The sequence below is a fragment of the Lactiplantibacillus sp. 3062 genome (assembly GCF_055413545.1).
The window spans coordinates 1-21,571 of the sequence record NZ_JBVAYE010000003.1 but is presented as its reverse complement, the minus strand read 5'-3'; the positions used below and the strand labels follow the sequence as shown (position 1 = coordinate 21,571).

General features: G+C 44.4%; 20 protein-coding genes and 1 riboswitch. Of the genes, 15 read left to right on the top strand and 5 right to left on the bottom strand.

Annotated features, from left to right (window positions below; all coding sequences use genetic code 11):
• The first annotated feature begins 307 nt into the window (after positions 1-307).
• Positions 308-526, top strand: a complete 219-nt coding sequence (locus ACWQAU_RS06145) for a helix-turn-helix domain-containing protein (protein ID WP_003641218.1) — start codon at positions 308-310, stop codon at positions 524-526.
• Positions 527-1,733: 1,207 nt separating this feature from the next.
• Complete coding sequence (locus tag ACWQAU_RS06140; protein ID WP_228403029.1) at positions 1,734-2,651, top strand: hypothetical protein; 918 nt, start codon at positions 1,734-1,736, stop codon at positions 2,649-2,651.
• 769 nt (positions 2,652-3,420) lie between these two features.
• Here ACWQAU_RS06140 and ACWQAU_RS06135 read toward each other — a convergent pair.
• Together ACWQAU_RS06135 and ACWQAU_RS06130 are read right to left on the bottom strand one after the other, a co-directional pair.
• On the bottom strand, positions 3,421-4,143 hold the full coding sequence (locus ACWQAU_RS06135) for a DUF4811 domain-containing protein (protein ID WP_003641222.1): 723 nt from the start codon (positions 4,141-4,143) through the stop codon (positions 3,421-3,423).
• Positions 4,143-5,621 (bottom strand): MDR family MFS transporter, encoded by a 1,479-nt coding sequence (locus ACWQAU_RS06130; protein WP_003641223.1) that lies wholly within the window; start codon positions 5,619-5,621, stop codon positions 4,143-4,145. The genes ACWQAU_RS06135 and ACWQAU_RS06130 overlap by 1 nt, the downstream gene beginning before the upstream one ends.
• 129 nt (positions 5,622-5,750) lie before the next feature.
• Here ACWQAU_RS06130 and ACWQAU_RS06125 point away from each other — a divergent pair, with 129 nt between their 5' ends.
• Entirely contained in the window at positions 5,751-6,215 is a 465-nt protein-coding gene (locus ACWQAU_RS06125) for a MerR family transcriptional regulator (RefSeq protein ID WP_003641224.1), read from the top strand.
• Between the two features lie 503 nt (positions 6,216-6,718).
• On the opposite strand, the gene ACWQAU_RS06120 is transcribed toward ACWQAU_RS06125, so the two are convergent.
• On the bottom strand, positions 6,719-7,063 hold the full coding sequence (locus ACWQAU_RS06120; protein ID WP_003644081.1) for a hypothetical protein: 345 nt from the start codon (positions 7,061-7,063) through the stop codon (positions 6,719-6,721).
• A gap of 211 nt (positions 7,064-7,274) precedes the next feature.
• Here ACWQAU_RS06120 and ACWQAU_RS06115 point away from each other — a divergent pair, with 211 nt between their 5' ends.
• The 4 genes from ACWQAU_RS06115 (at position 7,275) to ACWQAU_RS06100 (ending at position 9,787) form a co-directional block, all read left to right on the top strand.
• On the top strand, positions 7,275-7,922 hold the full coding sequence (locus ACWQAU_RS06115) for a metal-dependent transcriptional regulator (protein ID WP_003641226.1): 648 nt from the start codon (positions 7,275-7,277) through the stop codon (positions 7,920-7,922).
• Between the two features lie 251 nt (positions 7,923-8,173).
• A complete protein-coding gene (locus ACWQAU_RS06110; protein ID WP_003641227.1) occupies positions 8,174-8,374 on the top strand; it encodes a cold-shock protein in 201 nt (66 codons plus the stop codon).
• A gap of 168 nt (positions 8,375-8,542) precedes the next feature.
• Positions 8,543-9,292, top strand: coding sequence for a threonine/serine exporter family protein (locus ACWQAU_RS06105; protein ID WP_003641228.1), 750 nt, complete (start codon positions 8,543-8,545; stop codon positions 9,290-9,292).
• A 33-nt stretch (positions 9,293-9,325) separates the two neighbouring features.
• A complete protein-coding gene (locus ACWQAU_RS06100; protein ID WP_003641229.1) occupies positions 9,326-9,787 on the top strand; it encodes a threonine/serine exporter family protein in 462 nt (153 codons plus the stop codon).
• Positions 9,788-10,072: 285 nt separating this feature from the next.
• On the opposite strand, the gene ACWQAU_RS06095 is transcribed toward ACWQAU_RS06100, so the two are convergent.
• Entirely contained in the window at positions 10,073-11,110 is a 1,038-nt protein-coding gene (locus tag ACWQAU_RS06095; protein ID WP_003641230.1) for an LCP family glycopolymer transferase, read from the bottom strand.
• Positions 11,111-11,371: 261 nt separating this feature from the next.
• Here ACWQAU_RS06095 and ACWQAU_RS06090 point away from each other — a divergent pair, with 261 nt between their 5' ends.
• Positions 11,372-12,034 (top strand): phosphatase PAP2 family protein, encoded by a 663-nt coding sequence (locus ACWQAU_RS06090; RefSeq protein ID WP_003641231.1) that lies wholly within the window; start codon positions 11,372-11,374, stop codon positions 12,032-12,034.
• 184 nt (positions 12,035-12,218) lie between these two features.
• On the opposite strand, the gene ACWQAU_RS06085 is transcribed toward ACWQAU_RS06090, so the two are convergent.
• A complete protein-coding gene (locus ACWQAU_RS06085) occupies positions 12,219-13,013 on the bottom strand; it encodes a lp_1002 family arylesterase (RefSeq protein ID WP_003641232.1) in 795 nt (264 codons plus the stop codon).
• A 62-nt stretch (positions 13,014-13,075) separates the two neighbouring features.
• Between ACWQAU_RS06085 and ACWQAU_RS06080 the strand changes: the two genes are divergently transcribed.
• The 7 genes from ACWQAU_RS06080 (at position 13,076) to serS (ending at position 21,557) form a co-directional block, all read left to right on the top strand.
• Positions 13,076-13,621, top strand: a complete 546-nt coding sequence (locus ACWQAU_RS06080) for a GNAT family N-acetyltransferase (RefSeq protein ID WP_003641233.1) — start codon at positions 13,076-13,078, stop codon at positions 13,619-13,621.
• 11 nt (positions 13,622-13,632) lie between these two features.
• On the top strand, positions 13,633-14,157 hold the full coding sequence (locus tag ACWQAU_RS06075; RefSeq protein ID WP_003641234.1) for an Rrf2 family transcriptional regulator: 525 nt from the start codon (positions 13,633-13,635) through the stop codon (positions 14,155-14,157).
• 185 nt (positions 14,158-14,342) lie between these two features.
• Positions 14,343-16,025 (top strand): acetolactate synthase AlsS, encoded by a 1,683-nt coding sequence (gene alsS / locus ACWQAU_RS06070; protein WP_003644083.1) that lies wholly within the window; start codon positions 14,343-14,345, stop codon positions 16,023-16,025.
• Between the two features lie 58 nt (positions 16,026-16,083).
• Positions 16,084-16,265, top strand: a riboswitch (Lysine riboswitch).
• 143 nt (positions 16,266-16,408) lie between these two features.
• The gene (locus ACWQAU_RS06065) at positions 16,409-17,860 is read left to right on the top strand and encodes an amino acid permease (RefSeq protein ID WP_003641236.1); all 1,452 of its coding nucleotides are present in this window, start codon (positions 16,409-16,411) and stop codon (positions 17,858-17,860) included.
• Positions 17,861-18,241: 381 nt separating this feature from the next.
• Entirely contained in the window at positions 18,242-18,979 is a 738-nt protein-coding gene (locus tag ACWQAU_RS06060; RefSeq protein WP_022638252.1) for a M15 family metallopeptidase, read from the top strand.
• Between the two features lie 382 nt (positions 18,980-19,361).
• Positions 19,362-19,997: a deoxynucleoside kinase gene (locus ACWQAU_RS06055; RefSeq protein ID WP_003641239.1), complete on the top strand. Its 636-nt coding sequence runs from the start codon at positions 19,362-19,364 to the stop codon at positions 19,995-19,997.
• Between the two features lie 282 nt (positions 19,998-20,279).
• The gene (gene serS, locus ACWQAU_RS06050) at positions 20,280-21,557 is read left to right on the top strand and encodes a serine--tRNA ligase (protein ID WP_003644085.1); all 1,278 of its coding nucleotides are present in this window, start codon (positions 20,280-20,282) and stop codon (positions 21,555-21,557) included.
• Positions 21,558-21,571: the final 14 nt, after the last annotated feature.

Here is a 21,571-nt window from a genome sequence, read left to right as displayed (position 1 = left end):
AAGTATGCGTTAACCAGCACTAAATGGGATTATCTGACAATTAGTGTGGTTCATGAAACAGGATAACTATGTAGGTTAAGTTTGAGTGCGTGTTATGATGAAAAAGCACGCTTGATATCCGCCAATAGTAAGGTGACGAATGAGGCAAAGGCGGGTTAAGAGTTAGTTTACTACTTTCGGTGGAAATAATGAAGAAAATTATCATTAACTTTTAATCGTGGCGTTACGAAATTGTTGCTTGCATTTCAAAAGCTGGGGGCGTAACATAATCACATTGATTTTTTGAAAGGACAAATGGTGAGAGAAAATGACTCTGGAACAATTAGCAGCCCATAGCGGGGTCGCTGCTGATAAAATCGTCGCCTATACCAATGCCGGGTTATTACCTTGCAAGGATGTCAACGCGCATTTTAGCGCCGATGATGAATATTGGCTAGATATGGTCAATTGCTTCTTAGAAAATGGCTCATCCGTCGAGGATTTGAAAGATTTAATGCCACTTTGTGAACAGTGTGCAGCTCAATAAATAAGTAAGTTAAGACAATCGCACCGATTCTACTAGAATTGGTGCGATTGTTTTTTATTACTCATCGTTATTAAACAATCATGATTAAAACGTGCCGATTCTTAAGTTCAAAAGCAGCCAGCTTAGACCCACTGGGAAAAGTTCAAGTTAGCGTAAATATGCTTAGATTGGTTCGTCCTACATCGACCTCCAGGCATTTCTGCCAATTGCCGGAACGTGGTGGGCACAGATTTGAGCCGAAAAACCACGTCTCAAATACTGGCCTTTCACTAACCAAGCACAGAACGCTTGCTAAGTGAACTTTCACCACTGGGCATTGTCAAAAACGCCTTCCAGTCGGGATAGTATTCGAATGGCAGACGGTGAGGTACCCAACTTTTGATGAATTGGTCGTTGCTTTTCATAAACGGTAATTTTGTCAATCAACTGTCAGACTAAAAATAATATTGAGATGGCTCACTAATCCTGAATCGGTGTAGTAGGATTTAATCTCTTGACAGAGTGCTTAATGCACCTAGCGCTTTGTTTAAACTTCCAGCATCAAAATAGTCAGCGACTAATTGTACCAAATTAGGTGGTCGTTCATCAGCCATTCGAGCGGTTTCCCGACCGTAGGGGCTGGGTGACAATGCTCAGTAGCCAAATTATTCTTAGTCGGAAGTGGGTTGCTTCCGGCTTAGAATAAGACTCGTATTTGAGATGACGCGGGTTATGCGTTAGCTCAAATCGACGTCGGCTTACGTTCCAGCAATTGTCACCCAGCCCCGGAGGTCGACATAGGACGCGCACCGGCTGACGAACAGGAATCCACCTAATCGGCACGGGTTAATCATAATTAGTCCTGATTGGTGTTTTGGAGCGGACACTATTTTTTAAATGTTCAATCGGAATATAAATTAATTTATATGGGCTAGCAGGATTGAGGGACTAACGGTATACTTATTGAAGCATAAATACCAACCAAAAAGGATAGTGAAGCAGGGATGAAATCGGGGAAGCACCGGGTATCATTATTGATACTGTTATGTTTGATGGTGGTCGGTTTAGCTGGCTGCCATAACAAGGCGTATTCGCAGTCAATCGAGAAGGGGTTAAATGCGGTTGCTGAGAATAAATACCAAAAAGCGCTGACGTATTTTGATAACGCGCTAGCGAGAAGCCCAAGGATGAAAAGGCACAGGCGTACCGGGATCAAACGCAGGCCTACTTGACGACCACATCGGAGTTGAAGGCCGGAAAAGTTAAAACGGCGCTGACGACGGTTGATAAGGGTGTCAAGATTACGAACGGGGCAACAAGTTTGATGAATAAGCTGAAACAGTTGAAAGTCACCGTAACCAGTGATTATCAGGAATATCAGCAATTGTCAGATGATGTTAAAGCACAGTTAAAGGTGAAGAACGGCAACTATTCAGCGGACGTGCTCAAACGTTGCGCAGCCATCAACTGGGATAAAAAGCCATATTTGAAACCGTTGAAGGCTAAGGTAAAACAGTTATTGACTGCGGCAAAAAAGGCCAAGACGAATATGAAAGTTAGTGCGGCTGAAGCGAAACGAGCAGCGGCTTTACGTCGGAAGATTGCTGCCGCTAAAAACAAGTGGAACATGGCCGCATTAGACGATGTGCCCGATTGGTTCATTTTGGCACTTTTTGCCGACGATAGTGATGTGGATGATGCTGCTGAAGAATTAGATGACGAATATGCCGATCAGGCCGACGATAATGACGATTATTCGGATCGGGATGAGCAAACGACTGATTCGAATGATGACACGAACGACACCGACGCGGATTCGGCTGATGACGATTGGAGTGATCAAGATACGGATTCGAATGACGATACCGACGATGATTCCGATACTAATAGCGATGCTGACAGCGATTCGGATTACTCAGAAGATGATGACGATGAAGATTCGAATCGTGATGACGCCGATGACAGCGAAACCCAATCCGATGACGATTACGATGATGATACTGATAGTGAGTCTGATGACGACGATTATGATACTGATGATCAATATGACGATGATGATGACTACGATGACGCCGAGAGTCTACTCAACCCGGCACCTGTTCAACCGTCAGTGGCCGACCGGCTGTTTGCGTCGGCTAGTTGTTAGTCGTTCAGCGGTAAAATCACCAAAGATCGTCTGACAGTTTTAATAATGCAGTTATGGGCGACATAAAAACAAGCGTCCGCGTTGATTAGATCAACGCGGACGCTTGTTTTCTTACGTGGAGTTTGTTGCCGAACATGTCTGAGTACCAGTTGCTCACGGGCAAGCCTTTATCTTAGCGTTGATTAAGGCTGATGTTTAAAGCGAGCGTAAATCGAGCTCATTGTTGAAAATCCGATGACTATTAAGACCATGATTTGTAATACGCCAGTGGGTTGCTGAATTTGCCTGACGATAATGTAAGTCAGAATAGCCAAGTTGATCAGCCAACCAAATCGTCTTATTTGCTTAATTATAAAATTTTTAGGGTCTGTTTTACTAAGCATATAAAGTAAAAGGGCGATGATGATCCAAAACAATCCTGATGTTGAGTGATAGTACACGTAATCATTCCTTTAGACGTCTGACTTTCTAATGACATCGTAACAATCAACTTGGTACGTGATAATCGTATCATTTGCTCGAAAGCATCAAAATCATGTTTTAGTAAAGATAGTGTACATTTTCAGAAAAGAAACGTGAATTTTTTGTAAACCACCGGCATAATTAACCGGCGCATCGATTTTGAATAAGTGTGGTCTTGACGCTGGGGCGCCGGCGCTAGTTTTGGCAAGACGTTAGTGAAAGGGGGGGACAAGCCATGATGATCTTTAGACAACAAAGACCCCGGCATGCCGGGGTCTTGTCAGCTATTTTTAATTGTTAGTTCAAGTTATTTGCTAGCTTTAACGGTTTTAAGCATGCTCTGAATGGCATTGGCTTGATATTGAGCAGCCGCTGCTTTTTGAACTTTTGCGAGTTGCGCTTTGCTCATTGTCGGGTTCTTGACCATTGCGGCCTTGACCTGATTAGTCACGTAGACTTTAGCACGCGCTTTTAATGTCGCTTGCTGTTGCTTCATCAATTTACTGAATTGTTTAGCTTGGGTTGTGCTAAGTACGACCCAGTTCTTATTGATATAGAAGTAGTTGGTTCGCTTGATCAACTGTTTGTCATTGTTGGCTAAGCCAAACCAGAACTTCATGGCGTTACTCTTATAAGTCCACCGTGTCGTCTTAGTAACTAACTTAGGTGTCGCGGTCGTCGTCTTAACTTGGTTAGCAGTCTTGACGCTGGCTGTCGTATGGCTAACTTTTTTCTGATTAGTGGTCTTTTTATAAATATAGACCCGGTGCTTGTCAGCGGTACCCACACTTTGATAGAGCAATAAATCAAGTTGCTTGCTACTACCAGCAGACTTTAATGATTGCGTGGTGGTCGTCGTTGTTTTGACCATCCCGTAATGTTGACCATCATTCTTGGAGACGAAGACGATCGAGGTCACTAAGAGTGCCGCAAAGATAACGGATAGGCTGATTCGTAACGTGTTTTGGTGAACGTAGATAAATGATAAGAAGAGCGCGATTGCGCTAACAACGAGTAGTACGAGAATCATTAGTCGTTCACCTCCTTAGTGTTCATTACTGGCTTAACGGAATGCTGCTTGCCTTTCATGAAGAACGCGACGACGAGCCCGACAACTGAGAAGCCCACGGCAACCCAGAAAGCCGCGTGGTAACCATTTAAGGTTGCGTTGAAATAGCTGTTCTGATAACCAAGTGGATTGCTCTTAATCAAGCTATGAGCTGGTTTTGTGGCGTCCGTAACGTTTGATAAGACGGAAGTCAAGATGGCAGTCCCAATGGAACTAGCGATTTGACGCGTCGTGTTGTTAACGGCAGTCCCATGACCCATTAGTTCAACGGGAAGGGCGTTCATCCCAGCGGTAGTTGCCGGCATCATGACCATGGCAATCCCAAACATCCGAACGGCATAGAGAACCACGATGTAAACCGTTGCGGTATTACGAGTAATGAAGGCAAATGGAATGGTCCCGATTGTCAGTAAAAACATCCCTAAAATTGCCAAGCGTTTGGCACCAAAACGGTCAAAGGCCCGGCCGGTAATTGGACTCATAACCCCCATCATTAGGGCACCAGCTAATAGTGATAGCCCAGATTCAAAGGCGGAGAAACCATGAATAATTTGCAGGTAAAGTGGAATAACCATTTCGGCCCCTACCATGGCCATGTTAGCAACTGAGCTCAAAATAGCTGCAATTGTGAACTCGGCATGCTTGAAGACCCGTAATTGGAGGAATGGATTTTCCATCGTCAATTGACGCCAAATAAAACCAATGATGAAGATAACACCAATAATTAAAGTTGAGAGAACCACGGTTGACGTCCAGCCATTGTCACCAACGGATGAAAAGCCGTATAGTAAGCTCCCAAAACCAATGGTAGAAAGTACCAAGGATGCAAAGTCTAATTTTGGCTTAGACGTTTCCAAGACGTTGGCCATGAAGAAGAAGCCAGCGATTAGAACGATTGCGACGATTGGAACGATCAAACCAAATAAATCACGCCATGATAAGTTGTCGATAACCCACCCAGATAAGGTTGGACCGATGGCTGGGGCCAAACCGATAACAATTCCGGCAGTCCCCATGGCAGCCCCACGCTTATCAGCAGGGAAGATAGATAGCATAATCGTTTGAAGTAATGGCATGGTGACCCCGACCCCAACGGCTTGGATCAAACGCCCAGCCAATAAGAAGCCAAAGTTTGGTGCTGTCCAACAGATAATAGTACCCACTTCGAAAATGGCCATTGCGGAAAGATATAACCATTTAGTGGAAATCCGTGAACTTAACCACGCACTAACGGGAATCATAATCCCGTTGACTAACATAAACCCGGTTGTTAACCATTGCACGGTCGACGTTGTGATGTCGAAATCTTTCATCAACGTTGGGAAGGCAGTGGTTAAAATCGTTTGATTAAGAACGGTACAAAAAGTACCAACTAATAAAACTGCAATGAGCAAGCCACGGTTATAAGGCTTCCCATGCGTATCAACAGGAGTTGACAAGTAAATCCCTTCTCTCTAAAAAAGTACGTTGTCTAATATAATCGGATTTATCGACTTTGTCAACAAGCTTGACATTAATATTAAAAATAATATACTGAGTATTGAAAATGTTAGAAAAGAGGTTGACCCGTGGATAAGCAAGAAGACGGTGTATTTTTTAAGAAATTTAAAGAACAGCTGGGTAAGCATCAATTCACAATCGGAATTAGCGATTTGGCGAAGATGACCGGCGTCTCTCAGACACAGCTACGTTACTGGGAACAGAAAAATTATATTCATAGTCTTAAAGTGAGTGAGAAGAATACCACGCATCGTTATTCGTATGGTATGCTGATGCGTGTTCATTTTATCAAGATGATGTTAGACGAGGGTTTTACACTGGCAGCGGCTGTCGAGCGGGCCGATGGGTATAATAACCAAATGGAAATGATGCGCATCTTTATGATGACGGCTTTTCAAGGAATCGAAGAACGGGATGGTCACCACATGGTCAAGTTGGGATATTTTGACGAAGCGAAGACACAACAGCTTTATTGTTATATTCAAGATGAGACGCCACATTATCGACTTTATCCCGTTAAGTCAGAGCGCTAGCAACCTTCAGCTTGTGTAACCGATTAATTAATGTTAAATTTAAGTTGGTAAATGTCGGTAAGTCACTTGGGCATTTAAGTTTCCCGTTCGTCAACCGATCTTATGGCTGGGTTGACCGTTGTCATGTTGGTCGTGTTTTGAAGTTTAACTTTGCAAAAGGATTTACAACGGAGCGCGAATAAGCGCTGAGAGATGCCTAGCTAGAACTAGGTAGTAATCGTGCATAAAACAACGTGTAATTGAAACTAGTAGTAGTCTTCAATCGCCCGGTGATGATATTTACCAGAGGTCCCAAGTGCTGCGGGAAAGCTTGGGGCTTTTTTGTACTTTCGTACGTTAAAACGTAATCTATCAGTGTGGTTATCAACAAAAAAGAGACCGAGTATCAACTCAATCTCTTTAAATAATCTATAAGTACGCGTGGTGCTTGTCTTTCATTTAGTATTAATTCTACTTCTATATGAAATAATCACGAGTAGCGCGCGTTAATTAAGTAGGAATTGTTAAGATGTCGCAGTTTGAGCAAACTTGGCGGCTAACCATTCATTCCATGGTAGTGCTGGATTACCACTAGTAAAGTATTGTTGATCGAGTCGATCAATCAAGTTGACGTAGGCGGTAAATGAAAAACTAACGGTGTCACTCAAGCGCTGAGCCTTGGTCATGTAGCGGCCGTAAGTAAGGTGTTCATTGATGTCTGTCATATAGCTGGCAACATCATAGTTGGACATCATTTCAAGGTTGTTAGCGTCAAAAAGTGGTAAGTAGAATGCGGCAAAGTCTTCAACTGCCTTGTGCTGCAAAGAACTATCCAATTGCGTAATTGATAATTGAGCATCATCATTCACGATGCGGTTCCTCCTTAGTTGAACAAGCACGTTTCTAAATTAGTAACCAAATTGGTTATTTTGCGCTACAATTAATTATGTCACGATTAGGCAATTATTTCAAAGCTTTGTCGTTATTAGAGACTAGAACTGGTGTCTCAATTGTAGTAAGATGTTAGAATTATATTAGAGAGAATCAGAAGTAACTATTTAGTTGAGGTGAAGAATATTCATGACCCCCATGAAGGAAGATTACTTAAAAATTATTTTCGAGCTTGGTGGTACGAAAAAAAAGGTGTCGAATAAGCAAATTGCCTTAAGTTTAGACATCGCGGCCGGCTCTGTAACGGAGATGGTCGGTAAATTAGTTCAGGAAGGCTTGGCTAAGCATACCCCGTATGCTGGGATTTCGTTAACAAAGAAAGGCATTCGCTACGCTGAAACGTTAGTTCGCAAGCACCGAATCTGGGAAGATTTCTTAGTTGATAAATTGGATTATGATTTGCCAGACGTGCATACGGAAGCGGAAGTGCTGGAGCATGTGACCAGTGAACGACTAGTGGATTCTTTGGAAGCCTTTTTAGGCAATCCGACGCATTGTCCGCATGGTGGCGCGATTCCCGATAAGGATGGTCATTATCAGGAAGACAGTCATGTGAGTTTAGCAGATACGCAGGATGGCACAACGGTTACGATTGAGCGATTTATTGATAATCATGATTTATTAGTTTATTTGCATGATACACCGCTCAAGATTGGACAGCAGGTCACGGTTTTAAAGCACGATCCATTTGAAGGCCCTGTTACCGTTTCCATTCAGAAAACGGGCGAGGAAATCCCAGTTAGCTATAAAGCGGCGCACAATGTCTTTGTAAAGTAAGCATGCGGCACCTATTTCCGAACAAACCTGTTAATTGTTAGTTAGTTATTCTGTTTCATTTATCATCACATAAACATTTCATGGAAATCATGGTGTTTGGCTACCCTTTTTAGAAACAATATGCTACAATTGTTCTTGTAGCTTGGTTAGGTAATTTTGGTCAGATCGTTTCAATAAACTATCCCCATTTGTACCGAATCATGATTTACATTATTTTATACGTGCAAAATGCACTAGGAGGATTTTTTATTATGGAACACGGAACAGTTAAATGGTTCAACGCTGATAAGGGTTTTGGTTTTATCACTCGCGAAAACGGTAGCGATGTATTCGTACATTTCTCAGCTATCCAAGAAGACGGCTTCAAGAGTCTTGATGAAGGCCAAGCTGTAAACTTCGACGTTGAAGAAAGCGATCGTGGCCCACAAGCAGTTAACGTTACAAAAGCATAATTAACAGCTTAAATGGCTTAAACCGGTGATGAGAATTAATTCTCATCACCGGTTTTTTGTCGTTTTGCAGCGGATGCTTAATTATCATAAATAAAGCTTTACTAACAGCCAGACATTGGCTAAAGTAAGAATTATTAGAGAATGTAATTCTGATTATTAAAGGGTGGGATGACAGTGACAACCGATGAGATGATTATTGCGACTTGCTTGAAGGCTGGTAAAATCATGGTCGAGAATGGTTCGGAGATTTCGCGAGTAGATGATACGATGATGCGGATTGCTCAGAATGCGGGGGTTGTTGCTGCCAATACCTACGTGACGATTACGGGTGTCATGATGTCGATTCAAGGACGTAATGCAACGCAGATTGCCGCGGTTAACCAGCGAACGATCGATCTTGAAAAAGTGGCACAGGTCAATCAGTTATCCCGTGAATTTGCGGCTACGACCATTGATTTACCAACTTTATATCAACGGCTTAATCAGTTAGATGCAGCTTCGCGCTCATTTCCGTTGTGGTTGCAGTTGGTCGGTGCAGCCTTAGTCAGTGGCCCCTTGATGATTATGTTTCGTCAGGAAATTGTTAATACGTGGCCAACTGTTATTATTGGAACATTAGGTTACTTGGTCTTTTATCTGCTTAACCGGTATCTTAAAATTAAATTTTTGAGCGAGTTAACGGCGGCACTTCTAATTGGGTTTGGCGCGGAATGGGTGTGTCAGATTGGGTGGGGAACCAATGTCAATGATATTATTATCGGGTCGTTGATGCCACTAGTGCCCGGAGTGCCATTAACAAACGCCGTACGAGATACTCTGGCTGGTAATTTCGTCAGTGGGCCTGCACGTGGCGTGGAAGCGATGCTGAGTGCGGCAGCACTAGGCTTTGGGATCGCCGTTGTCATTACATTATTTTAAGTACGGGCACTAGCCTGGGTATTCGGAGGGATCATGATGGGCACAATTGGACAATTAGTGCTGGCTTACATTGCGGTACTGGGGTTTGGCCTGATTATTAATATTCCACATCAAGCGTTAAACGTTGCGGGCTGGATTGGTACCCTAACGTGGGGTGGCTATTTGATTGTTCAGGCTTTTGATGGTGGGGTCGTCTTAGGAAGCTTAATTGGCTCGGTCGGTATTGGCGTCCTCAGCAGCTTAGCAGCTCGCTACAAGAAGATGCCCGCTATTATCTTCAATATTCCGAGTTTAGTTTCATTCGTGCCCGGCAGTCAGGCTTATCAGATGGTGCGTAACTTTGCGCTGGGTAATTATCGTGAGGCGGTTTCATTCACGTTGCAAGTGATTATGATTACTGGTGCGATTGCATTGGGATTCTTATTAGCTGAATTACTCAACCGGCTTATCGCATTTTGTATTCGCCAGTGGCGGTTGCACCGATTGGAGTCGTAACCTAACTGTTGGCTGATTAGTTGTGAATCGTGAACAAAGTTTGCGGACGCTAAGACTAAGCGCCATAAATAAATTCCGCCAAAAGTGGTGGGTTAGTGCGACTAATTTGCCGTGTGCCAGCGTTCTGAATAGTTACGCGCTTAGATTAGTTATTACGACTCGCATTCAATACAGAAAAAGGCGCCAACTGAACTGCTCTACTAAGCAGTTCAGTTGGCGCCTTTTTAATTAGTTAGCTGAGACATCGCAACAAGTAGTCACGACTCTTATCATCAAATCAGATGGTTAGTTTTGGTTAGCAAATTTTTCGCCGGTTGTCGCAGCCTTTAAATTAAGGGACTTACGTAAGACGTTCGTGACCCGTTGCTTTTCAGATTGCGAAACAACTTCGAAAGACTGACCATCAATCATCTTACCAGTACCCTGGGCGTGATCAGAGACGATATTCTTGGTTGCACTACGGTAATTAGTGACGATACTAGTTAAATTACCGAATGTTAAGTCAGTCCGTGTTTGTTTAGCAAGTGAATTTAAGAAATCTTGTTTAAGCAAGTTGGAAGCACTGGCGCTTTCTCCGATAATGGCGGTAATTAATTGCCGTTGCCGCTGTTGCCGACCATAGTCGCCGAGTGGATCATCATAACGCATCCGGGAGTAAGCCAAGGCTTTGGCACCATTCATATGTTCTTTTTGGCCCTTAGTAAAGGTGTAGCCTTCGTAGGTAAATGTCCGAATTGGAGTAATGTCAACGCCACCGATTTCATCCACAACTTTTTTCATGCCACCCATGTTGATCAGGGCGTAATAGTCGATTGGAACGTTCAACCATTTTTGAACGGTCTTGATGGTCGTTCCGGCACTACCATAAGCGTAGGCAGCGTTTAACTTAGTCGGGAAGTCCTGTTCGAAGCCGGAGACAGCTACTTCAGAATCACGTGGTAAACTCATCAGGGTCGTTGTCTTAGTCTTGGGGTTGATCGTTGCTAAGATGATCGTATCGGTCCGGCCTTTATAGTTCCGCCCGAGGGCCCCGGTATCAGTTCCGAGTAATAGGATCGAGACGGGTTTCTTACCATTCAATACGGCGCTCGTATTCCGACTCTTTTTAATACCACTACTCTTGAAGACGGTGTCGGCCGCATTCTTGGCGTTAAAATAAGTTCGCGCGGCAAAGGCCCCGGTCCCAACTAATAACACGGCAATAATGATTAAAACGGTATTGCGAACGGGGTGCTTCTTCTTGGGCCCGTTGCCGTTCCCCTGTGAATTGTTTCCTTGTGATTTCTCACGATGCATTTCTGAGCGACTTGGCATGTCTTCCATGAACTCTTCCTCCAATGGTAATAGTTATTCATAGTTTAGCATTTTTTCGGGTCAGCGGGAACTGAATCCACGTAAGATTTAGCTTGATTACCGATGACTGTCAGATAAATCATAACCTTTTTGTTAATAAAACGTGATTAAAATGGGAATTCTTTGTTTTTTTTTAAGGTTCCCTGAGAGATATTAATGATTCGTTCAGTCGATTAATAGACTATGGTATAATTTTGTTAATTTTAATATTAAATGGGGGTTCTTGTTTTGATGATCGATAAGTCGCGTAGTCGGCCGATCAAGTTTGTCATTGGGGTAATTTTATTTGCCTACTTAAGCTATTTTATTAGTGACGGCGCGGTTGGTATTGATTTACTAGATGTGGCCTTAACGTCGCTGGTCCAAATTAGTAATAGCGGTATTTGGACGGTATTTTATAAGGTGATTGCTTGGTTGGCGTCACCCGGAATGGACATTTTGTGGATCGTCATCCTGGCGTTTCTAATGTACGGATTTAAATATAAGATTCAAGCGTTCTGGACGCTAGCATATATGGTTGGTGCAATGGCGTTAGGCTTTATTGTCAAGCACATCATCGGCCGAGCGCGACCAATTGGTCATTTAGCGCAGGATACCGGATATAGTTATCCCAGTGGTCACGTTTTAGGAACCTTTGTGTTGGTCAGCGTGATTATCATGTTGATTGTTCCTGAGTTGCCAAGTTATCGAATGGCAATGATCGTCAAGTGGGTGAGTGTCGTATGGTTAGTATTGGTCATTTTCTCACGTATTTACTTGAATGCACATTATCCAACTGATACGATTGGGGCCGTGTTGTTGGCATGGTCTTGGAGTCAAATCATGCAATGGTTCTACGTTTTCTGGGCACCAGGATTATTGAAATGGCCGTTGTTTTATCGCTCATATTTATAAAGACAATTAACAAACTTAAACTAATCTATTATTTAGCAGGCAACCGTGTCACTAAATAATAGACTCAAAATAAAAAATTGTTTGCTTTAATCGACACTACTCGGCTGATTGCGAGAAATTGATCGAAGCAAACGATTTTTTGTTTACAGCTATAAAATATTAACTAGCAACGACTGGTAATGAACTAACGATTATCAGCTAGCCATTCAAGTGCTAACGTTAACCAGTGGGCGACGTGCGGCTGATTGGCGTCTGGTTTCCATGCTGTTTGTGCATTCGCAAGGGCTAGTCCGTGTGGGCCATGTTTAAAGACGTGTAGTTCATAAGGAATCTTAGCAGTTGCTAACGCAGTCGCGTAGGCAAGCGTATTGGTTGCTGGAACAATTGGGTCGTCAGCCGTTGTCCAGATAAAAGTCGGCTGATTATCTGAATTGACGTGTTGGTCAGCGGCCAGTTCGTTCGGCGTTGGTGTCCAGGTAGCCAAGGTCGCGTCATCCTTGGGGAAACCTAGCAATGGACTGATGACTGGATAGCCGAGTACCACGTTATTCGGCTTTAACATGGCGGGCGTTACGTTTAATTCAGTTGCCACGCGGGTCGCCCAGTAATCGTTATACAGTGCCACAATGTGACCACCCACGCTAAAACCAGCAGGCGTGATCTGTTGCGGATCAATATGCCATTCGGCCGCGTGTTGACGAAGCAAGTTGACTGCTCGTCCTAAATCTAATACGGGTGCTAATCCGAGTGGTTGTTGATCAGTGAGTAGCGTATATTCCAAGTAAAAGGCCTGGTAACCGTGCCCAGCGAAAGCCATGGCGAGACTCTCTGCTTGCGCCACTGGAATATGCGTGTATGAGCCGCCCGGAACGATAATAATGGCGGGTAAGTTCGTTTGGTGTGCGTTCGTATCCGGTTGATGCAAATAACCGGTCAATTGCGCGCACGTCGCTGTTAATTTTTGCTTAATAACTTGCATGCAATCACCTCAATTTGATATGGTTAACATAACTATTATAACGCAAGTCAGGTGGAACAGATATGGGCATGGTTACGGTTACAACTCGGAATGAGCAACTCGAGTTACGGCCATTTACGTTGGCAGATACAGAGGATTATTATGACTTAGTTCGTGATCCGTCAATTGCGGCATCGGCGGGCTTTACGCCAGCGCACAGCTTAGTGGAAGCCGAATTCTTATTGAAACAGCAAGCGAAGTTACCACAGATTTTTGCGATTGAACTAACAGCGATCCACCGCGTGATTGGCAGTGTGGGGTTGTATGAGCGCATGACGAATACGGGCGAACCAGCAACTTTAGAGATGGATCTCGGGTATATGTTGAACGCTCGATATTGGGGGCGGGGCATTATGACGGCAGCAGTTGCACGTATTTTACGATACGGGTTTGAAACGCTTCATTTGCGGCGGATCACAGCCAGTTGTCTAGCTAATAATCCGGCGTCTAAGCGAATCTTAGAGCATGCTAATTTTCGACAGTATGATGCTGTTCGCCATCCAGATTACGCCCCGTTTGGCGCTGGTCAGACGGAGTTATTCTTTGATTGTGTGGAATTAAACCTTTAGGAGGTGAGTTAATGCAACTCGCAAAATCGTTTGAACAGGCCGCCTGCGTGTTGGTATTGTTGGCTACACAGCAACCGGAGATTCCGTTGACTGCGGATGTCTTGCACGAGCGAATTGGTGGTTCCGCTTCGTATATTCGTAAGATTATTCGTAAATTAGTAGTGGCAGGACTGGTCACGTCCACCAGTGGAAATAACGGGGGTGTCCACTTGGCACGCTCACCTGAGGACATTTCAATTACAGATGTGGTCGCGGCCATCGAGGGGACGTTGCAGACCTTTCCGAATTATGGTTATTTTGACCGAGTATTTAAGGACGTTGAACCGGTCGCTCATGAAGGGACGAAAGTGGTCAACGGGATTTTTTCGCGAGCGGATCAATTATGGTTAGATTTTTTAGACCAGCAAAAACTGGCGACGTTGATCAAGGAATTATTAGTTGTTACTCAAATCCCAGTGTTGGATTGGACGAATTACTCAGATGATAAAATGGCCCAATTAAATGCGTTGCTTAGTCGGATGCGGGCACATAAGTGAGACGTCGTACAAACTCGATAAAAATTGGGAGCGGTTTCGCTTGGTAAACCAATATTGACGCGCTTTTGCCAATCGGGGATCATTTTCAAAATGATACACTTTATTTCACAAGGCTGAAAATGCTGTTATTAAAGCGTTTTTTATGGTATTCTAACAATGAATTTCACAAGATAGAGGGGAACAACATGCCAGATAAGAAATATTACGGGGCCGATGCGATCGTCGACAGCCTTGTAAACCACGACGTTAAGTACGTATTCGGGATTCCAGGCGCTAAGATCGATCGGGTCTTTGAGCGCTTGGAGCACCCAGTCAACCCGAAAAGTCCGCGGTTGATCGTGACGCGGCATGAACAGAATGCCGCGTTTATCGCTGCCGGAATCGGTCGGATTACTGGGAAACCTGGTGTAGTGATGACAACATCTGGCCCCGGTGCCAGCAATTTAGCCACGGGGCTCGTAACGGCAACTGCTGAAGGTGACCCAGTCTTGGCAATTTCTGGTCAAGTTCAGCGTGCTGACTTGTTACGGTTGACCCACCAAAGTATGAATAACGCGGCACTATTTAAGCCGATTACAAAGTACAGTGCGGAAGTTCAAGAACCGGAAAATATTTCGGAAGTGCTCGCAAACGCCTACCAAGAAGCCACAGCTGCTAAGCAGGGTGCCAGCTTTGTTAGTGTGCCACAAGATGTCACTGATTCGATTGTGCGCACACCTGTTATTACACCAATCCAAGCACCTAAGTTAGGGCCTGCTAGCCCGGTCGAAGCCACGTTATTAGCACAAAAAATCAAAGCAGCTAAGTTGCCGGTCTTGCTAGTTGGGATGCGGGCTTCTTCACCAGAAGTGACGAAAGCAATTCGGAACTTGGTGGCTGCTGCTAATCTACCAGTTGTCGAGACTTTCCAAGCGGCCGGCGTGATTTCACGTGATTTGGAAGCCAACCATTTCTTCGGTCGGGTCGGGTTATTCCGTAACCAACCGGGGGACATGTTACTAAAGAAGTCCGACTTAGTGATTGCGGTCGGTTATGACCCGATTGAATATGAACCCCGCAACTGGAATGCGGAAGGCAAATCCCGTATCGTGGTTATCGATGCAATGCGCGCTGAAATTGATCATAATTTTCAACCGGAAACCGAATTGATCGGTGATATTGCCCAGACGTTAGACTTTTTGTTGCCGTACATGAAGGGCTATGATATTAGCGATAGTGCGCGAGCTTACTTGGGTGAATTACAAGAACGGCTTCAGACGCGTGATTTCGTACCTAATATTGATAAGCAGTCCAAGTTAAATCATCCGCTGTCAGTAATTGCAGCCTTACAACAACGGGTCAGTGATGACATGACAGTGACGGTCGATGTCGGCAGTCATTATATCTGGATGGCGCGTCACTTTCGGAGCTATGAACCACGGCACTTGTTGTTCAGTAATGGGATGCAAACGCTAGGGGTGGCCTTACCTTGGGCAATCGCAGCGGCTTTGGTTCGTCCAGATACGCAAATCGTATCTGTCTCTGGTGATGGTGGTTTCCTATTTTCCGCCCAAGAGCTGGAAACGGCTGTTCGACTGAAGCAAAATATCGTTCATTTGATCTGGAATGATGGCACCTACGATATGGTTAAATTCCAAGAAGAAATGAAGTATGGCGAGGATGCAGCGGTCCACTTTGGCCCAGTTGATTTTGTGAAGTATGCTGAAAGCTTTGGTGCGACTGGCTTGCGGGTAAACCAACCTGCTGATTTGGAAAAAGTGCTTGATCAGGCCTTTGCCACGGATGGTCCAGTTGTGGTGGATATTCCAATTGATTATTCTGATAACAAGGCGTTAGGTAAGACAATGTTACCAGACCAGTTTTATTAAAATTAACATTAGTGACCGGTTGTCAAAAGATGGTCGGTCAGATATAATGGTTGAGTATATCGAAAGAAGAGGATGCGGTTAACAATAGTAGCCGGCTGGAAGTGGGTCACCACTTATGAAGGTCAGTGAACGGGGCAACCGCCGAAATCGATGGATCAGTGACCGATTCATCCGTTGGGCCTTGGTTGAATAAATCAAGGACTGTCGCAGCTAGAATAGTTGCGGGGCGCTATCGACGATGAAATCAGCAATTATGTCAATCAATCTGATTAAAGTCTTTTTGCGCACGTTATCGTGAGGCAAAGAGGCTTTTTATTTTGATTGTGCTAACCTGAATCGGTGTGAACACTTTTAGATATAAATCGATTTTTGGAGGTTCTGCAATGGCAGAAAAACAACATCAGGAAGTGCATCGTTCCTTACAGACGCGGCATTTATCCATGATTGCATTAGGTGGTAGTATCGGGACCGGGCTGTTTGTCGCGTCCGGTTCGGCAATTTCAACGGCTGGGCCAGGGGGAGCATTACTGGCCTACGTTGGTATTGGAGTGATGGTTTACTTTTTAATGACTAGTCTGGGCGAAATGGCAACTTATTTGCCCGTTTCAGGTTCGTTTTCCACGTATGCCACGAAGTTTGTTGACCCGGCACTTGGGTTTGCGATGGGCTGGAATTACTGGTTCAACTGGGCAATCACTTTAGCGGTCGATATTAGTACGGCGGCGATTGTCATGCAGTTCTGGTTGCCATCCGTGCCGGGGTGGGTTTTTAGTCTGATTGCGCTCGTTTTGATTTTTACGATCAACGCGCTGTCAGTCCGGTCGTTTGGAGAAACTGAGTACTGGCTTTCGCTAATTAAAGTGGTGACCGTGCTCGTATTCTTGGTTATCGGTGTCTTGACGATCGTGGGAATCATGGGCGGTCATGCCACTGGCCTCAGTAACTTTACTTATAAAAAGGCACCATTTGTCGGTGGAATTCCAACGATTTTGAGTGTCTTCGTGGTCGCTGGTTTTTCGTTTCAAGGAACCGAATTAATTGGGATCACGGCCGGGGAGTCAGCAACACCGGAGAAAAGTATTCCGGCGGCTATTAAACAAGTTTTCTGGCGTATTTTGTTATTTTACATTTTAGCCATTTTCGTGATTGCGGCGATTATTCCTTATACGTCGAAAGATCTTCTAGGGTCATCAGCGAGCGATATTGCCATCAGTCCGTTCACGTTAGTCTTTAAACGGGCTGGGTTGGCGGCTGCGGCCAGTGTGATGAACGCAGTGATCTTGACGTCCGTATTGTCAGCTGCTAATTCGGGGATGTACGCCTCGACACGGATGTTATATTCTTTGTCATTACAGGGTTATGCCCCCAAGACATTTGGTCGGGTCAATCGTCGTGGGATTCCAATCATGGCATTATTAGGAACGACGGTGATTGGATTACTCACGTTCTTGTCGAGTCTATTCGGTGAACGGATTTATATTTTCCTCGTTTCGGCCAGTGGGTTAACGGGTTTTATCGCTTGGCTAGGAATCGCTATTTCGCATCTGCGTTTCCGTCGCGCGTTTGTTAAGCAGGGGCATCAATTGAGTGAATTGCGGTACCATGCCAAGTGGTTCCCATTTGGCCCGTGGTTCGCCTTTATCTTGTGTGTCGTGGTCATTATTGGTCAAGACTTACATTCATTTGCAACGCTTGATTGGCAGGCTATTGGGGTGACCTATATGAGCATCCCGTTATTCATCATCTTGTATGTCTATTATAAGATTCGCTATCATACTAAGATGATTCCGCTAGACAAGGTTGATTTGACACGCAAACGACACCATCAAGATTAAGCACGCACTTTGATAGTTTGATTAAATGCGGTTGACACTGGGTCAATCGCATTTTTTGACGGCGAGAGTTGGACCTGTCAACTCAAGGCGCGGTCGTATTTTTAGGTGTCCTGATTTATGCTGATAACACTGCTCGCAACAGATGGTCACGGCGGGTCGTTATGAGTGGGGGCTTGCACGATTGTAATGATAGCAAGCGGCAAATTGAGGGTGCGCTAATCTGATATCTATGGTAATTTGATAGAATGAGAATATGGAATCATTAAAAATTCGCAAACTTATCCTTAGGAATAGGCTAGTCGGCTATGACTATGCTAAGCTGAAATGAGAAAGGCAGCGAGAGAGATGTTAAAGAGAAATTTGTTAAGAGGTCTAGCATTAGTGTCATTAGCAGGTGTCCTGGCTGGCTGTGGTGCTAGCCAGTCGACGTCTAAAGCGACTAGTAGTTCTACGAGTGCTAAGTCGACGAAGACGCAGACCAAGCGGCAACGACTGATTAGTGCCTTACCGAAAGACGTTAAATCGACCGATAGCGACTTAGTGGTCGTCAATAAGTGGCATAAGCGCGCTGAGATGACATTTAATAAGTCGAGCGTGGATGGTATTGAAGTCCGTAGTTCTATCGTCAAACCATTGGAAGCCTTTCTAGCGGGGGCAAAAAAAGCCGGCTATCCAGCAACAATCGTGTCTGGGTATCGTTCAGTCGCTTATCAAAAAGAGGTTTGGGATCAGTCGATTCAAACCTATGAGAATCAAGGAAAATCAGCCAAGGAAGCCTTAAAGCTGACTAAAGAATATGTCGCAGTTCCTAGTGGTAGTGAGCATGAAACTGGTCTCGCAGCAGATATCATGAACACGCACTGGTACAGCACTCATGGTAATCAATTATTGTCATCATCCGACAAGAACAAGGGTCAGCAGTGGTTGATTAATCACGCGGCGGACTATGGATTTGTGTTGCGCTTTACTAAAGATGGTAAGCAGTCGACCGGGATTGACTATGAATCTTGGCATTTCCGTTACGTTGGTAAGGCGAGTGCGGAATTCATGACTAAGCACAATTTGACTCTCGAACAGTACGTCAGTTTGCTGCAAGCTCGAGAAAAGGCGGCCAAGTAATAAGCTAGCCGTATTATTGATGGCCCCAATTAATACCATTTATGGCGTACGTTAGGAATTAGCTAGCGTGCGCTTTTAAATTGTCTTCGGTTTAGCAATGTGGGTTCGTCTCAACTGAGTATTATTTGGTCACGACAGATTATGCTGGTCAGAGGCCGCACTCAAAGCTGAAGTGCCACCAGCGCCGGCTTGGGTAGTAACCCAGTGTGTGTTAGTGAGTTGCTTGGATCGCTGACTAGTGCGTCGCAGTTGTGGCTGGTGCGAAGTTTTTCACTGAATTGACTCACCAGATATTGCATTTTAAGACGTGGGTGCGTACAATATGTAGTGTTGCTTTTAGAGATAATCAAAATTTTGACGTGATTAAAAGGAGAGACGCCCCATGCTTGTAATGTCAGGAACAATCGGTGCCGGCAAGACGAGTTTAACGCAGTTAGTGGCTAACCACTTTGGTTCTAAAGCGTTTTACGAGTCAGTTGATGATAATCCCATTTTGCCGTTATTTTATAAGGATCCTAAGAAGTACGCCTTCTTATTACAAATCTATTTTTTAAATAAACGGTTAGACAGTATTAAATCAGCTTTTGCTAACGATCTGGACGTCTTAGACCGGTCGATTTTTGAAGATTCATTATTATTTCATTTGAATGGTGATCTTGGCCGGGCGACGAATACCGAAGTTGACATTTATGATTCATTATTAGATAACATGATGCAGGAATTGCCAGAAGCGTCTCATCAAAAGAGTCCTGATTTACTTATTCATATCAATATTTCTTTTGATACGATGCTCAAACGAATCCAAAAGCGGGGCCGTTCTTACGAACAAATTGATCAAGATCCTGATTTATATAAATATTATCAGACTTTGAATGAACGCTATGACGACTGGTACGCTAATTATGATCATAGCCCGAAGATGCAGATCGACGGGGATCAGCTGGACTTTGTCGCCGATGCGGATGCGCGTAAGGAAGTCATTCGGTTGATCGACGAAAAAGTGGCTAGTTTAGGCTAGTTGCCTTTTTAGAATCAATGTTTTATAGTAGACAGTGAATATTAAACACGGCGCGTTTTTAAGTAGACGTTCAGAGAATCGGTGGGTGGTGTGAATCGGTAGTCGAAACTCCGGCGCGACAATGTGGGCAGGTAATACTGCACGGCACGGCCGTTATCCGTTTAAGGGTGGGATTAATCATGATCCTGAACTTGGGTGGTACCGCGAATCGCAGTCTCTTCGTCCCAATTGGGAGGAGAGACTGTTTTTATTTACGATTAAAAGTGAAAAGGAGACGTCGTTATGTTAGATGTTAAAATGATTCGTCAAAATCCAGATTTTGTAAAAGAACAGCTTGGTCATCGGGGCGTTGCTGCGAGTGACATCGATGATTTATTGGCCGCTGATGAAAAGCGTCGTGAATTGATCGCCAAGAGCGAACAATTGAAGTCGACGCGTAACCAAGTTTCAGGCGAAATTTCACAGAAGAAGCGGAACAAGGAAGACGCTAGTGCCGAAATTGCAGAAATGCAAAAGGTTAGCGCCGATGTGAAGACGTTGGATGAAGAACGGCGGACAGTCGATGCCCAAGTTCAGGATATGGCTGCACATTTACCAAACATGCCCCATCCCGACGTACCAGTTAGCTTGAAAGAAGAAGATGCCGTTGAATTACGTCGAATCGGGACACCACGGCATTTTGACTTTACGCCGAAAGCACATTGGGATATCGGTGAAGATTTAGGCATCTTAGACTTTGAGCGCGGTGCTAAGGTTTCTGGTAGTCGTTTCTTATACTACGTGGGCGATGGTGCTAAACTGGAACGCGCCGTTTACAACTTTTTCTTAGACCAGCACGAAGCTGAAGGGTATACGGAAGTTTTGCCGCCATACATGGTCACTGATGAATCTATGTACGGTACCGGCCAATTTCCTAAGTTCAAGGAAGACGCTTTCCGGATTACGACGCAAGATTTGACGTTGATTCCAACGGCCGAGGTGCCATTAGTCAACTATTATCGTGATGAAGTTATTCCCGCTGAAAAATTACCAGTTTACTTTACGGCCTTATCACCAGCCTTCCGTGAAGAAGCTGGTAGTGCTGGTCGTGATACGAAAGGCTTGATTCGCTTACACCAATTCAATAAGGTTGAAATGGTTAAGTTCACGAAACCAGAAGATTCATGGGATGAATTAGAGAAGTTGACCAACAATGCCGAATCATTGCTAAAGAAACTTGGGTTACCATATCACGTTATTACGTTAACGACTGGTGACATGAGCTTCACAGCTGCCATGACACATGACTTGGAAGTTTGGTTCCCAGAACAAGACAAGTACCGGGAAATCTCGAGTTGTTCAAATTGTACTGATTTCCAAGCTCGGCGGGCGCACATTCAATATCGCGATGACGATGGCAAATTGCAATTCGTTCATACTTTGAACGGGAGTGGCTTAGCTGTCGGTCGGACCGTTGCGGCCATTTTGGAAAACTATCAAAATGAAGATGGGACGGTTACGATTCCGGATGTATTAGTTCCATATATGCACGGTAAGACGAAGATTGAAAAACAAGGTTAATTGAGATGAAGTTA

What these genes read in the sequence shown, in the direction of transcription:
- ACWQAU_RS06145 (WP_003641218.1), top strand. Translation starts at nt 308, where the DNA reads ATGACTCTGGAACAATTAGCAGCCCATAGCGGGGTCGCTGCTGATAAA.
- ACWQAU_RS06085 (WP_003641232.1), bottom strand. Translation starts at nt 13,013, where the DNA reads ATGCAAGTTATTAAGCAAAAATTAACAGCGACGTGCGCGCAATTGACC.
- ACWQAU_RS06095 (WP_003641230.1), bottom strand. Translation starts at nt 11,110, where the DNA reads ATGGAAGACATGCCAAGTCGCTCAGAAATGCATCGTGAGAAATCACAA.
- serS (WP_003644085.1), top strand. Translation starts at nt 20,280, where the DNA reads ATGTTAGATGTTAAAATGATTCGTCAAAATCCAGATTTTGTAAAAGAA.
- ACWQAU_RS06080 (WP_003641233.1), top strand. Translation starts at nt 13,076, where the DNA reads ATGGGCATGGTTACGGTTACAACTCGGAATGAGCAACTCGAGTTACGG.
- ACWQAU_RS06110 (WP_003641227.1), top strand. Translation starts at nt 8,174, where the DNA reads ATGGAACACGGAACAGTTAAATGGTTCAACGCTGATAAGGGTTTTGGT.
- alsS (WP_003644083.1), top strand. Translation starts at nt 14,343, where the DNA reads ATGCCAGATAAGAAATATTACGGGGCCGATGCGATCGTCGACAGCCTT.
- ACWQAU_RS06065 (WP_003641236.1), top strand. Translation starts at nt 16,409, where the DNA reads ATGGCAGAAAAACAACATCAGGAAGTGCATCGTTCCTTACAGACGCGG.
- ACWQAU_RS06090 (WP_003641231.1), top strand. Translation starts at nt 11,372, where the DNA reads ATGATCGATAAGTCGCGTAGTCGGCCGATCAAGTTTGTCATTGGGGTA.
- ACWQAU_RS06075 (WP_003641234.1), top strand. Translation starts at nt 13,633, where the DNA reads ATGCAACTCGCAAAATCGTTTGAACAGGCCGCCTGCGTGTTGGTATTG.
- ACWQAU_RS06100 (WP_003641229.1), top strand. Translation starts at nt 9,326, where the DNA reads ATGATGGGCACAATTGGACAATTAGTGCTGGCTTACATTGCGGTACTG.
- ACWQAU_RS06135 (WP_003641222.1), bottom strand. Translation starts at nt 4,143, where the DNA reads ATGATTCTCGTACTACTCGTTGTTAGCGCAATCGCGCTCTTCTTATCA.
- ACWQAU_RS06115 (WP_003641226.1), top strand. Translation starts at nt 7,275, where the DNA reads ATGACCCCCATGAAGGAAGATTACTTAAAAATTATTTTCGAGCTTGGT.
- ACWQAU_RS06055 (WP_003641239.1), top strand. Translation starts at nt 19,362, where the DNA reads ATGCTTGTAATGTCAGGAACAATCGGTGCCGGCAAGACGAGTTTAACG.
- ACWQAU_RS06105 (WP_003641228.1), top strand. Translation starts at nt 8,543, where the DNA reads ATGACAGTGACAACCGATGAGATGATTATTGCGACTTGCTTGAAGGCT.